This is a genomic window from Marinicella meishanensis, assembly GCF_019931145.1.
Classification (GTDB): Bacteria; Pseudomonadota; Gammaproteobacteria; order Xanthomonadales; family Marinicellaceae; genus Marinicella; species Marinicella meishanensis.
Window position 1 is genome coordinate 371,131 of sequence record NZ_JAIOUV010000002.1, and the last position, 13,027, is coordinate 384,157.

The 13,027-nt window shown below is 52.6% G+C and carries 14 protein-coding genes; 7 read left to right on the plus strand and 7 right to left on the minus strand.

The features are described from left to right. Positions 1–23: 23 nt before the first annotated feature. The 3 genes from K7G70_RS04175 to K7G70_RS04185 form a co-directional block, all read right to left on the minus strand. On the minus strand, positions 24–821 hold the full coding sequence (locus K7G70_RS04175) for a hypothetical protein (RefSeq protein ID WP_223787342.1): 798 nt from the start codon (positions 819–821) through the stop codon (positions 24–26). Positions 822–1,026: 205 nt separating this feature from the next. Further along, the gene (locus tag K7G70_RS04180; RefSeq protein WP_223787343.1) at positions 1,027–1,302 is read right to left on the minus strand and encodes a hypothetical protein; all 276 of its coding nucleotides are present in this window, start codon (positions 1,300–1,302) and stop codon (positions 1,027–1,029) included. A gap of 155 nt (positions 1,303–1,457) precedes the next feature. Continuing rightward, positions 1,458–1,916: a winged helix-turn-helix transcriptional regulator gene (locus K7G70_RS04185; protein ID WP_223787344.1), complete on the minus strand. Its 459-nt coding sequence runs from the start codon at positions 1,914–1,916 to the stop codon at positions 1,458–1,460. 89 nt (positions 1,917–2,005) lie between these two features. Here K7G70_RS04185 and K7G70_RS04190 point away from each other — a divergent pair, with 89 nt between their 5' ends. The 3 genes from K7G70_RS04190 (at position 2,006) to K7G70_RS04195 (ending at position 3,016) form a co-directional block, all read left to right on the plus strand. Beyond that, positions 2,006–2,458: a hypothetical protein gene (locus K7G70_RS04190; protein WP_223787345.1), complete on the plus strand. Its 453-nt coding sequence runs from the start codon at positions 2,006–2,008 to the stop codon at positions 2,456–2,458. 175 nt (positions 2,459–2,633) lie between these two features. Beyond that, the gene (locus tag K7G70_RS17860) at positions 2,634–2,759 is read left to right on the plus strand and encodes a hypothetical protein (RefSeq protein ID WP_255589853.1); all 126 of its coding nucleotides are present in this window, start codon (positions 2,634–2,636) and stop codon (positions 2,757–2,759) included. Beyond that, positions 2,717–3,016 (plus strand): GNAT family N-acetyltransferase, encoded by a 300-nt coding sequence (locus tag K7G70_RS04195; RefSeq protein WP_223787346.1) that lies wholly within the window; start codon positions 2,717–2,719, stop codon positions 3,014–3,016. The genes K7G70_RS17860 and K7G70_RS04195 overlap by 43 nt, the downstream gene beginning before the upstream one ends. Before the next feature lie 65 nt (positions 3,017–3,081). On the opposite strand, the gene K7G70_RS04200 is transcribed toward K7G70_RS04195, so the two are convergent. The 4 genes from K7G70_RS04200 to rnr form a co-directional block, all read right to left on the minus strand. After that, positions 3,082–3,735 (minus strand): dioxygenase family protein, encoded by a 654-nt coding sequence (locus K7G70_RS04200; RefSeq protein WP_223787347.1) that lies wholly within the window; start codon positions 3,733–3,735, stop codon positions 3,082–3,084. Positions 3,736–3,813: 78 nt separating this feature from the next. Then, positions 3,814–4,530 (minus strand): hypothetical protein, encoded by a 717-nt coding sequence (locus K7G70_RS04205; protein ID WP_223787348.1) that lies wholly within the window; start codon positions 4,528–4,530, stop codon positions 3,814–3,816. 112 nt (positions 4,531–4,642) lie between these two features. Continuing rightward, on the minus strand, positions 4,643–5,398 hold the full coding sequence (gene rlmB / locus K7G70_RS04210) for a 23S rRNA (guanosine(2251)-2'-O)-methyltransferase RlmB (RefSeq protein WP_223787349.1): 756 nt from the start codon (positions 5,396–5,398) through the stop codon (positions 4,643–4,645). Beyond that, on the minus strand, positions 5,398–7,719 hold the full coding sequence (gene rnr / locus K7G70_RS04215; protein ID WP_223787350.1) for a ribonuclease R: 2,322 nt from the start codon (positions 7,717–7,719) through the stop codon (positions 5,398–5,400). The genes rlmB and rnr overlap by 1 nt, the downstream gene beginning before the upstream one ends. Positions 7,720–7,806: 87 nt before the next feature. Between rnr and K7G70_RS04220 the strand changes: the two genes are divergently transcribed. The 4 genes from K7G70_RS04220 (at position 7,807) to K7G70_RS04235 (ending at position 12,858) form a co-directional block, all read left to right on the plus strand. Then, entirely contained in the window at positions 7,807–8,043 is a 237-nt protein-coding gene (locus K7G70_RS04220) for an accessory factor UbiK family protein (RefSeq protein WP_223787351.1), read from the plus strand. A gap of 19 nt (positions 8,044–8,062) precedes the next feature. Continuing rightward, complete coding sequence (locus tag K7G70_RS04225) at positions 8,063–10,462, plus strand: M14 family zinc carboxypeptidase (RefSeq protein WP_223787352.1); 2,400 nt, start codon at positions 8,063–8,065, stop codon at positions 10,460–10,462. Between the two features lie 267 nt (positions 10,463–10,729). Beyond that, entirely contained in the window at positions 10,730–12,373 is a 1,644-nt protein-coding gene (locus tag K7G70_RS04230) for a DEAD/DEAH box helicase (protein WP_431310017.1), read from the plus strand. Continuing rightward, positions 12,370–12,858: a LabA-like NYN domain-containing protein gene (locus tag K7G70_RS04235; protein WP_223787353.1), complete on the plus strand. Its 489-nt coding sequence runs from the start codon at positions 12,370–12,372 to the stop codon at positions 12,856–12,858. The genes K7G70_RS04230 and K7G70_RS04235 overlap by 4 nt, the downstream gene beginning before the upstream one ends. Positions 12,859–13,027: the final 169 nt, after the last annotated feature.

The window sequence follows — 13,027 nt, forward strand, 5'->3', positions numbered from 1 at the left end:
TGGGGTTGATACCTGGCTCAAGCCTAAGGCAAGGTCACCGTTAAATACACGGTGCCGCCTTGGGCAATGTCTAAGGTTTTGCCCTCGACTGCAAAATCAAGCAACAGCCACCCCGCCAACACAGGGCTGCTGAAAAACTGATGGTTGTTACCGTTACCACGGGCCTGCAACATGGCCACAGGATCACCGTTAACCAACAATTCATAAGTTCCTGCAGGTAAATCTTTGTACCAAACTTTTAATTTGGTGAACTGTGAATTGATTTCCAGCTTGACCCGACCCGATGCATCGTCATCGGCTCCGGTGTTGGTGAATTCATACTGGGCATCCATTGCCGGGTCGGTTGGGGGGCGGTTATCCGAAATACCGCCACTGCAATGAGACCCGATGGTGCGGCTTAATCGTTTTATGGTGTGTGAGCCCGACCCAATGGTGGCATCATAAGCGGCATAAGTGGCGGTGCCCTTGTTACAGTTTTGAAAGGTCAGGGTCAAGGTACCCCAGGCTTCGGCTGAGATACCAGTGGTGTTGATGACACCAGCACTCATTTCACCACCCGTGTGTTCCAACAATTCCATGGTCACAGATTCACCTTCCACTTCCCCCAGACCATTGAGCCAGGTCTGATTACCTTGTGCGTCATATGTGAACCAAAAAACCATGGCAATGTCGTTACCATCTTGTTCGAGAATTTGCAATAAATAGCCGTGACCGGCATTTTCATCATCATACCAAGCGCCGGTAAAAGAGCCTGTAATGAGGATGGCCTGAGAAGAATGACTGAGCAGACTTAAACACAACAAAACAAATAATTTTTTCATGGCTTAAACCAAATTTAGAAAATGCAATTAATATTACAAATTTGGTTTTTAAAGATTGTTAGCCCCATCACATAAGTTGGAATATCTTCATATCAACAACCAAATCCCCGTGACTGGCATCACAATTCAGTGAATTGATTTACCACACCCAAAAAAAAGAGGCCTTATCAGACCCCTTTTTAATGTGACTAAAATTTCGTTTTGTTCACATCGCTTCGGCCGCACAGGCTTCGGCGTTTTTGATCGCATCGGCTTGGATTTTCTCCATATCGCCCGATTGTTGCGCATCGATCACAGCTTGGTAGTCGGTTTTTTTGACATTACACAAGCACACTTTTTTGCTTTTTTCGCGCATTTCAGCGGGCACCGCTTCCATTTGTGTTTCGCAGGCTTTAACGGCCGCTTCTTTCAATTGATCGGCGTCCATGGCCTGACCGACAGCGGCCAACATCAACAACACAATGATCATTATTTTCTTCATATTAAGCTCCCAGATACTTGGCTTATTAAAAGGACGTTCACCGTATCACAGGGCTTCTGCCAGAAAGCTTGATCGGCGTCACAGTTTGTGTCATTGCACCGACACTTAACCGCTAACACACTGAATATTAATGAAATTCTAATGAATGGGCGCCATCACCCAAAGCGGTGACAATCGGTCACTGGTGCGTCTTGTTGGCAGGCCTCTAAATATTGTTGACGCACAATGGCCACCGCTTCATCAAAGCGATCATCCAGGTAATGCATGATTTTTTCTGACAAGATCGAATTGGGATCATGGTGTCCACTCCATTTCACCAATTGCAAGATGGACGGGATCAAATCCAAACCTTTGTCGGTCAGGTGGTACAGTTTTTGTCGGCCGTTTTGTGGGTCTTTGCATTGGGTGATCAAGCCATGGTTGGTCAGGCTTTTCAGGCGGTTGGCCAAAATGTTGGTGGCCACCCCTTCTTCACTCTCTATGAAATGTTTGTAACGACAACAGCCGCGAAACAGCATGTCTCTGATGATCAGGAAACTCCACTTGTCACCCAATATTTCCAACACATAGGTCATGGGACAAACGGTCATTTTGTAGGTTTTATTTTGTGTCATGGGTGAAATTCTAAACAAATAGCTTGCATTTTGCAAGTTTATCAGTAAACTGGGAATTACTTTCAAATTGCAAGTTATAGAGAATCACCATGAAACCCTACCTCACCTTCACCACTTTGTCATTCATTATGGTTTCCTTCTTGGTGGAGATCATGATGTCAACCCAGCCCGGCTTCATCACCTATGCCGGCTTCAGTTGGTTCATCAGCACCGACCTGATCAACTTCAATTACCTGTTGGTCTGGACCCTGGAGGGATTGGTGCTGGGGACAGCGGCCTTCGCCTACATCAACCCCAAATCCGCCTTACAAGACGGTTTCCGCTTTGGCTTGATGACCGGTTTCTTGTTCACCTTGATGGTGTTGTTCAACGTGATGTGGCAGATCGACCACAGCCATTACCCGTTTTTGGCTGAGTCCTTGTTGTCCTTAACCCTGATTCAAGTGTTGGGCTTTGCCCTCAGTGGTTGGCTGTTTGGACTGTTGTATGAAATTACGGCACCCCGATTTCCCAACATCAAAAGCCTCTGGTCTCTGGCTTAATGAGACCCCATGTTTTGCCTCGCAGCACCCCAGGTCAGTCCCCCCAAAATAAATAACACCTGGCCGGTGCTGTGAGGTGGACTTGAGCCACCTCAAAAGGGCGCAATGCGGCATGCTATGATCCAAACTTTCTGCAAGACACCACACCATGAACCCGCCCCACACCTGCAGACCCATGCAAATTATCGACATACCGGCGGTGTTTGCCGTCAGGACCGACACCCGAGAGAATCGCATCAGCATGGTCCAAGGCCGCTTATGGCATCACGCCGCCGACGATGGCGCAACAATTGGCCGCTGATGTTCGTGGCTGGGTGGCGGTGTATCGGGATGACATCGTGGGTTTTTGTATGGGTCAAAAAACCACCGGTGATAATGTTGGTGCTGGCGCTGCTGCCAGATCACGCAGGTCATGCGGTGGCCAAACAATTGATGCAACGGTTTCAGACTTGGCTGTTAGCCCAAGGGCATGACACCCTGTGCTTATTGACCACGGCCGATCCACAACCCAGGGCCTGCGGTTTTTTACCAACACCTGGGCTGGCAACCCACCAATGAATTCATCAACGGCGAGGTCAAATTCACATTGAGCCTTTGACTCAGGCTGCCATCACCACTGGAATTCAGATTTTTTTCAGCACGATGTCATAGCGCAGCCCGCCTTCACTGCCTGCCTTCCTGGCCACCATCATGGCTTGCTCGGCCGGTGATTTGCTTTGCAGCAGCCGATCCACCGCATTCAAGCGCTGATCGGGAAAATACATCTGGGTGACCACTTCTTCATAACCTCCCTTGCTGACTTTGAAGTGGATGTGTGGGGGCCGGGTCCAATCTTTGGATACAGGGTAGGGGCCGGGCACAACGGTTTTGAACTTGAAGCCGCCATCGCCTCCACTTTGGACAATGGCCCAACCCTGAAAATTGGGATCCAATGGGGCCGGATTGCTGTCATGTGGGTGGCGATAGCGGCCGGCGGCATTGGCCTGCCAGATGTCCACGGTGGCGCCACTGATGGCTTCTCCTTCGGTGTCCAACACCTGGCCTTGAATGGTCACCACCTCACCCAGCGCGCTGGCTTCATGGCCCTCGATTTGGGTCAGATCGAAGTCTTGATCGGCTTGGGGTGTGAGGGGGTAAAACGGGCCTTCAATTTCAGGTGGCGTGGCTGCCTGAGCGGCTCCAGCGGGACCCGCAAACAGCCCCCAGGCACCGCCCAATAAGCCACCCTTGAGCAAGGTTCTGCGTTGTTTTTGTGTGTGATTCAGTTTTTTTTTCATGGCTGCACTCGTGAATGTGGTGACAACCATGATATCAAGGCTGAGGACTTGCCTCAAGCCGGGAGACTGGAAGTTGCTTCACTTGGGCTGTTCAAAACCGGTCTTGAAAATCAAATCGGGCCCCAGGGTGTTGATGATCAGGTTGTCAAACAAAAACGACTCATTGGGTGCGGCTTGGGCATTGTTACAAACAAACACAATTTGTTCCAAGGATTGGCCAAATGCCACCCCGGCTGCGGCGGTGTATATTAAAGTGTCATCCACATAATAAGTCAGTTGATTGTTGATGGTGTCAGCCGTGACGCGCAAGTTGAAGTAACTGCCCACCGGATAATCCGCATCGGTGTCGACAAAGCCATTGCTGCCACCGGGTGAATCGTATACTTGGATGTCACCGCTGTTGGTGAATCGAACCCGCCAGGTGATCAAGTTCTGAGACACCGATTGACCAATGACGTCATAGGCTGCACCGTCCAAATCACTGATGGACAAATCCATCGATGCAGTGGGTTGTCGATCAGAAGGTTGCACCCCGAAATTGGGGCTGAGCACCCCAGAAAAAGCACCAAAAGGAATGGTCAGGTCTTTTTTGATGCTGCCATGTAAAGCGCCAGAGGAAGGCATCTCGTCTGACACCGCCGGTTGTTCGTCGTCTTCATCAAACAGAGTCCATTGATTTTGCTGCAATGACATGCCCGCCACAAAACCTTCGGCTTCCTCAAAATCATAGGCAAACACATCTGCCTGACTCACCGCTCCCCACAGCACCATCACAAAAAGGCCAATTGTTCTCATAAATACCTCAGGTTATTCCATTGATACAGGACCCCATTTTACTGCAATGGCAGAAGGGGTTGTGTTAGGTGATTCACTGTTTTGCCTTGAACCCAGGATCAATGCAGTCGGTTTACGGGTCTTTGGCCTGCCAACGACGCTGTCTGAGCACTTCAAACAAGGTGACGCCCGTGGCCACCGCCACATTCAGGCTTTGCACCTCACCTTGCATGGGGATGTGGATCAAGTGATCACAGGATTGTTTGACCAAATGCCGCAGGCCTTTGCCTTCATTGCCCATGACAATGGCCACTGGGCCAGTCAGATCGCTGCGGTACAGGTTGCGGCTGTCGGCCTCCAGCGCGGTGCCATAGACCCAAACACCGGCGGCTTTGATCGCTTCGATGGCCCGCACCAGGTTGGTGACTTGGAAAATTTCCAGGTGTTCCACCGCGCCGGCCGCGGTTTTGTGGGTCACGGCAGTGATCGACGCCGCTTTGTCTTTGCTGAACACCACGGCGGTAACGCCAGCAGCATCGGCGCTGCGCAAACAGGCACCGAGGTTGCGTGGATCCTCGATGCAATCCAGCACCAACAACAACGGATCTTGCCATTCTGCCAAGCGGGCTTTGAGTTGTTTTTCGGTTTTTAACGTCAGGTTTTGGATGCGGGCCACCACCCCTTGGTGGCGCTCGGCACAGAGGCGATCCAACTCCTTGGTGGTGACGGCATGACACGTTACCCCGCTTTGTTCGAGCTGCTGTCGCAGGCGCAACAAGCGCTGGTTGCGGCTGTCTTGTTGGATCCAGACTTCTTGTACCTCACCGGCTTTGAGGGCCAGTTCGGTGGCGTGGATGCCAAAAATCAAGCGCCCGGTTTCAGCACTCATCAGCGACCTTTTTTGCGGCCTTTATGGCGATCCTTTTTGCGATCCTTCTTGCGGTCTTTGTTGCGGTCCTTGTGGCGGCTTTTTTTGCCATCGCTCTGGTTCGAATGGCGGGCCGATTCAGGTTCTTGTCGGGCCCGTTTCAATTCACCTTTGGCATTGATTTTGCCCACATATTCAAAGTCAATGCGGCGCTCATCCAGATCCACCGCCGCGATTTTCACCATCAGGTGGTCGGTCAAGCGAAAGCGGTTGCCGCCACGTTCACCGGTGAGCTGGTGCTTGATGCCATCATAATGGTAATAGTCATTGGGTAAGGAGGTGACATGAATCAAGCCATCCACCTGGTACTGTTCCAATTGCACAAACAAGCCAAAGCGGGTCACCCCAGAGACCACACCCGGCATTTCTTCACCGATGAATTGTTGCATGAACAGACATTTCAAGCGGGCATCCACTTCGCGCGAAGCGGTTTCTGCCCGGCGCTCGGTCATGGAACATTGTTGGTTGATCTCCGCCGCCCGCTCTGGGCTGTATGGGTATTTTTCGCCGCGATGATACAAGATGTGATCAATCGCCCGATGCACCATCAAATCCGGATACCGCCTGATCGGTGAAGTGAAATGGGCGTAATGCGTCAAAGCCAGGCCAAAATGGCCGGCATTTTCGGCCTCATAGGTGGCCAGTGACTGCGACCGCAGCACCACTTGCTCAATCAAGTTTTTGTCTTCTCGGTGCTGAATCTGGTCCAGCAATTTGGCCAAGTCGCGTGGCGATGGGGCATCGCGGAAATTGGGCCGCACACCCAGCCCTTGTAAAAAGGCCACCAGGTCTTTGATTTTGCTCTCCGGTGGTGGGTTGTGACAACGGTAGGAGGCCGGCACGCGGTGCTTCTCAATGAATTTGGCGGCGCACACATTGGCTGAAATCATGAAATTTTCAATCAGTTTGTGGGCGTCGTTGCGGGTATACGGTTGGATGTCATCCACCATGCCGTCCTCGCCAATGTGGATGAACACATCGGTGGAATTGAACTCAATGCCGCCTCGGGCCCGTTTTTCATGCTGGAAAATTTGGAACAGGTGGTATTGATGATCCAGTGAGTCGGTCACCGCTTGTGGCCAAGCTTTGGGGTTTTCTCCCCGGTCCAAGTAGGCCCAAGCCTCGTCATAGGTGATGCGGGCATGGGAATGCATCAAACCGCGGTAGAACTCATAGGATTGGATCTCACCGGCACCATTGATGTGCATCTCGCAGACCATGCTCAGGCGATCCACATTGGGGTTCAAAGAACAGATGCCATTGGACAACTCCAAGGGCAACATCGGAATCACCCGCCCAGGAAAGTACACCGAAGTGCCGCGGCGATAGGCTTCCCGGTCCAGGGGGTAATCGGGTCTGACATAAGTCGACACGTCGGCAATGGCCACCAACAATTTATAGCCACTGGCGGTGGGTTCGGCGTAAACCGCGTCATCAAAATCACGCGCATCGGCGCCATCGATGGTCACCAACGGCAGGTGCCGGATGTCTTTGTGGGGCCCCAAATGGGCTTCATCCACCTCGGTCGGGATTTGGTTGCGGAACTGTTCCACCGTGTCTGGCCATTCGTGGGGCAAGCCTTCACTGACAATGGTCAGTTGCATCGACAGCTCATGGTTCAGTTGTTGTCCGAGGATGGCGATCACTGCACCAAAGGCCGGTCGGTGTTTGTCCGGGTATTTCTTGATGCTGACGGTCACATAGTCATTGTGTTTGGCGCTGCCCATGGCTTCGCGCGGCACCATGATGTCGCTGATGCGGGCATTATCGGCTTTGACATAAGCCAGGCCTTCTTCATCGATCAAGCGACCGGCCACCGTGGCATGCGCCCGGTGCAACACCTCGACGATGAAGGCATCTTGTTTGCCTTTGTGCGATGACTGCACATCGGCCAGCACCACGTCACCATCCATCACCGTGCGCATTTGTTTGGGGGTGATGAAAGCGTCATCGTCCAGCTCATCTGAAATCAAGAAGCCAAAACCATCGCTGTGGGCGCTGACCCGCCCCTGGATCAACTCCAACTTGGTCCGCACACCATAACCACCGCGGCGGTTGACCAACAGTTGGCCATCGCGCACCATGGAACGCAGGCGAATCCGCAGCCCTTCAAGTTGTGCGTCATTTTGGATGCCAATCTTCACCGCCATGCTTTCTAAGTTGAGCAGTTTTTTTTCATTTTCCAAGAATTGGATCAGGGCGGTGCGACTGGGAATGGGGTTGTCGTATTGTTTGACCTGATCGGCAAATTCGGGATCAGGGATATTAAATGGGTTTTTCATGGGCGCTATTATACTGGTTTTGTTGGCCTGGATTTTTGTTGAGTCCATAAAGATGCTAAAATGGTGCAAAAAATCACAGGCACACCCATGATCAAAGCCGAAGTTGTTGAAGACATAGTCAATAAAGTCGAACAATACATCCCCGAAGACCTCAAAACCATGCGTCAGGAATTCAGCCAAAACATGCGCGCCATCCTCACCGCCAGCCTGCAAAAAGCCGATTTGGTGACCCGCGAAGAATTTGAAGTGCAAAAAGCGGTGTTGGCCAAAACCCGCGCCAAACTCGAGGCGCTGGAACAAGAATTGGACCGCTTGCAATCCTGACCCCAAAGAGGACCCCACCATGAAACCAATGTTGATTTGTGCCGCCTGGCTGAGTTTGTGTCTCAGCCAAAACTCCCATGCCATAGAATCACCGGTGCTGGGTATTGACCACCCACACCCCTACCCAATCGTCGTGCGGGCTTATGACGTGGCACCTGAGCAACTGCAGTTCATCGCCGACCACGCTGATTTGTGGTCGATCAATCGAACCCAACAATTTGCGGTGGTGCAAGTGGCCAACGAAGCCACCTTCCAACGGCTGTTGACATTGAACCTCACCATGCGCTTGGATCAACCGCTGATGCAACAACTGGCTGCAGACCGCAAGCGCTTGTCCAGCACAAACAAAGCCGGCAGCGGCATACCCGGCTTTGCTTGCTACGGCACGGTCGCTGAAACGTTTCAGCGGATGGACCAAATGGTGGCCAACCACCCCAACCTGGCGGCCATTGCCGACATCGGCGACAGTTGGGAAAAGGTGCAAAACGGTGCCCAAGGTGAGGACCTCAGGGTGTTGGTGTTGACCAACCAAAGCATCCCTGGCGACAAGCCGATCATGTTTGCTGCCTCAGCCATCCACGCCCGGGAATACACCACCGCCGAGCTCAACACCCGATTTGCTGAGCACCTGTTGGCCCAATACGGCACCGATCCGGATGTCACCTGGATCCTCGATCACCATGAAATTCATTTGTCTCTGATCACCAACCCCGATGGCCGCAAACAAGCCCAAACTGGTATTTTATGGCGCAAAAACACCAACAACAACCACTGCCCAAACAGCGACAGCCGGGGGGTGGATTTGAACCGCAATTACCCGTTTGAATGGGGCATTGGCGGCTCCAATTCAGCCTGCAGTGAGACCTTCATTGGCCCCAGCGGCGAGAGTGAACCAGAAATCATGGCGCAAATGGATTACATCCGCACCATCTTTGATGACAACCGCGGCAATGGAGCCAATGACCCAGCCCCTGCCGACACCCCGGGTCTGTTCATCGACATCCACAGTTTCAGTCAATTGGTGTTGTGGCCGTGGGGCTACACCTCAAGCAACTCAGCCAATGACAACCAGTTTCAAGCCCTGGGTAAACGCACCGCATTTTTCAACGGTTACCGCCCTCAGCCAGTCAACGATTTGGTGATCACCGGTGGTGGTTCCATCGATGCCGCCTACGGTGAACTGGGCGTGGCGTCACTGGCATTTGAGTTGGGCACCTCGTTTTTCCAAGACTGCGACACCTTTGAAAACCAAATTTATCCGGACAACCTCGATGCTTTGTTGTATCTGGCCCGGGTCACCCAAGCCCCATACATCCAACCGTTGGGTCCGGACATCGAAGACTTGTTGGTGATCCCCAACGTGGTGGTGGGCGACACCACCGCCCAGGTCACTGGGGTGGCCGATGATGACCGCTACAACCAGTCCAATGGCAGCCAAGCCGTGGGCTCGGTGCAAGCGGTCACCGCCTATGTCAATGAATTACCGATCCAAGCCACCGGTGGCCAAGCCCTGTCCCCCACCGACGGCCAGTTCAACAGCAGCCGCGAGGCCTTCAGCGGCCAAGTCACCACCAACGGCTTGAACCCAGGACAAAACTTGCTCTATGTACAAGCCCATGACGGTTCCCAACCCGGGGCCACTTTTGCCCGCTTCATCGACGTGGTGGAACCCCAAAACGTGGCCCGCTTGACCGGCACCGTGCGCAATGCCTTGACCGGCGTCCCCGTGTCCGGGGCCTTGCTGTCCATCAACCAATCGCAAGCCTTGTCCGCAGTCAATGGCGGCTACGTCCAATACGTGCAACCAGGCACTGCCGATTTACAGGTGAGTGCCGCCGAATTTGCCCCATTCACCTTGAGCAGTTTGAACCTCACGGCCGGCAGCGACAACCAGGAAGACATCTGGTTACAACCCTTTTGTGATTTACTCAATGACGACGTGGAAAGCGGCAACATCGGTTGGCAGGCCCAGTCGCCATGGGCCATCAGCACCGATCGCAGTGTCAGCCCCACCCATGCCTGGACCGACAGCCCGGGTGGCGATTATGCCAACAACCGCAATGTGGCTTTGACCTCTCCGCTGTTGGATGTGGCCGATGCCGACTCGGTGGCCATCAGCTACCAAAGCTGGTGTGACACCGAAGCCACATTTGATTTTGGCTATTTTGAGGTGCAATACAACGGTGGCAGCTGGCAAACCATCAGCCGTTGTGACAACCAAGCCAACTGGCAAAGGGTCACCCACCCAATGACTTTACCGGCAGGCACGCTAAACATGCGATTTCGCTTCCGCCTGGAAACCGATGGCTTTGTCACCGAAGACGGCTGGCACCTTGACGACATCCAGGTCAAAGTCTCTGGACCGGTCTGTGGCGAGGTGTTTGACGACATCATATTTGCGGACAATTTTGATTCCTGAAAGCAAAATACGGCAAAAATAATGTCGAATTGATTGGTTTATCGACTTCACATCGGTTAAAGTACGCATCCCGCCAAAGCAGCGGATGAGATTGGACCCATGGTCCACCGCGTGCGCAAAACAGCATTGACCCATCGATTTTTCTGATACCCGTTTGTTCTGATATTTGTTGCACAACACCCAACGTGCATTCAGGCCCAGCCATTGAACCCAGCAACCAGCAGTTGCTGCAGTCTCGGTTGTTCCTGGCTGACCACCAGAGAAATCATGAAATTTACTGAACTAGGCTTATCCAAGCCCATCCAACAAGCCGTGGCCGAACAAGGCTATGACACCCCATCACCGATTCAGGCTCAAGCCATACCTGCCGTGTTGTCAGGCCAAGATGTGATGGCCGCTGCCCAAACCGGCACCGGCAAGACCGCCGGCTTCACCCTACCGATTTTGGAATTGCTCAGCCGTGGCCACGGCGCCCGCTTCAATGCCGCCCGGGCTTTGATCCTGACCCCAACCCGTGAGTTGGCCGCTCAGGTCGAAGCCAGTGTGCAAACCTATGGCCAACACCTGCAATTGCGCTCAGCCGTGGTCTTCGGCGGGGTCAAAATCAGCCCCCAAATGCAGAAGCTGCGTCGTGGCGTGGATGTGTTGGTGGCCACCCCAGGCCGCTTGTTGGACTTGTACCAACAAAATGCCGTGCGCTTTGACGACCTGGAAATCCTGGTGTTGGATGAGGCCGATCGCATGTTGGACATGGGGTTTATCCATGACATCAAGCGCATCATGCAATTGTTGCCGAAAAAACGGCAAAACCTGATGTTCTCTGCGACCTTCTCCCATGAGATCAAACAATTGGCAAAAAGCATCACCCACCACCCGATTGAGATTGCCGTGGCCCCCAAACAAACCACCGCCGAGAAAGTGGCGCAAAAAATGCACCCGGTGGACAAAAAACGCAAAAAGGAATTGCTGTTGCATTTGATTGCCGACGGTCAGTGGCAACAAGTGCTGGTTTTTTGCCGCACCAAACATGGCTCAAATAAATTGTCTGATTACCTGAACAAATTTGGGGTCACGTCTTTGGCGATCCATGGCAACAAAAGCCAAGGGGCTCGGACCCGGGCTTTGGCAGAATTCAAACAAGGTAAGGTGCGGGTGCTGGTGGCCACAGACATCGCCGCCCGTGGCATCGACATCGATCTGTTGCCTCATGTGGTGAATTTTGACTTGCCCAATGTGCCTGAAGATTACGTGCATCGCATCGGCAGAACCGGTCGCGCAGGCGCAGAAGGTGAAGCCGTATCATTGGTCAGCGCCGATGAATTTGTGCAATTGTTCGACATTGAAAAACTGTTGGGACACCCTTTAAAAAGGGAGTTTGTGGATGACTATGAACCCAGTCATGAGGTGCCTGAATCAAAACAAGCCCAACGGGGAAATTATGCCAACAAACCGAAAAGGCCCAAAAATCACGCCCATCAGGCCAAATCCAAGCAACAACAGTTGCAAAAAGACCGACGCCGTTTTCAAGCCCAATTGGACACCGAGGAGCGCAACAAGAAAAAGCCCAAAAAACCCAAAACCAGACCCTTTGTCAAAGCCGCGGTCAAAGAAAAATGGGCCAACCGTTCAGAGGCAGAAAACCAAGCAGCCCGTGAGCGCAGTCAACGTGCCAAACTAGGACAAGACAAAACCAATGGCACCACCTGGCCTCAAGTTCAAGATGACCAACCCAGCTCAAAAAATGCTGCAAGACGACGCAGAAAACCCAACGGTGCTGGTGGCTACAAAGGAAAAAATTCTGGCAGCTTAACAGGCCAAGGCCGCATCAAAAAGCATCAAGGCAAACGTCCCAATAATGGCCCAAGCGAGCCAAACAATGGCCGGCGCCGCACAGCCAACGGCAACCGATGAAGAAACTGGGGGTTTTTGTCGATGTCCAAAACATCTACTACACCACCCGGGATGCTTATGGCCGGTCATTTAACTACCGGTCATTTTGGGACCACCTCCAACAATTGGGCGAGGTCAAGGTGGCCCATGCCTATGCCATCAACAGCCAAGATATCCAGCAAAAGAGATTTCAACGGTCCTTGAGCCACATTGGCTTTGACGTCAAGTTGAAACCTTTCATTCAGCGCAGTGATGGATCAGCCAAATGTGACTGGGATGTGGGCATCGCCATCGACATCATGGAATCGGCACAAGACCTTGATTTGATGTTGCTGTTATCTGGCGATGGTGATTTTGCCATGTTGTTAGAGCACATCATGAACAAGCATCAGATCCAAACCGAAGTCATTGGGGTTCCAGAACTCACAGCCAATGCTTTGGCCCAAGCCTGCACCACATTCACTCCCATTCGACCTGAGTGGTTGCTTTCAGCCAATACCCTGTGAGGGCCGCTGACCTTCAAATCCTCTGAAGGCCTGCTCCAGGCAGGCCTTGGTCTTGGGGTGCCGATTCAAGTAATCTTTGTACCACTTCTTTGCAGTATGTGAACCAGCCTTGGACGCATCCTCGGCCAATGCGTATCTTGGTTTGGCCCCAGGTTGCCAAGCTCAACCC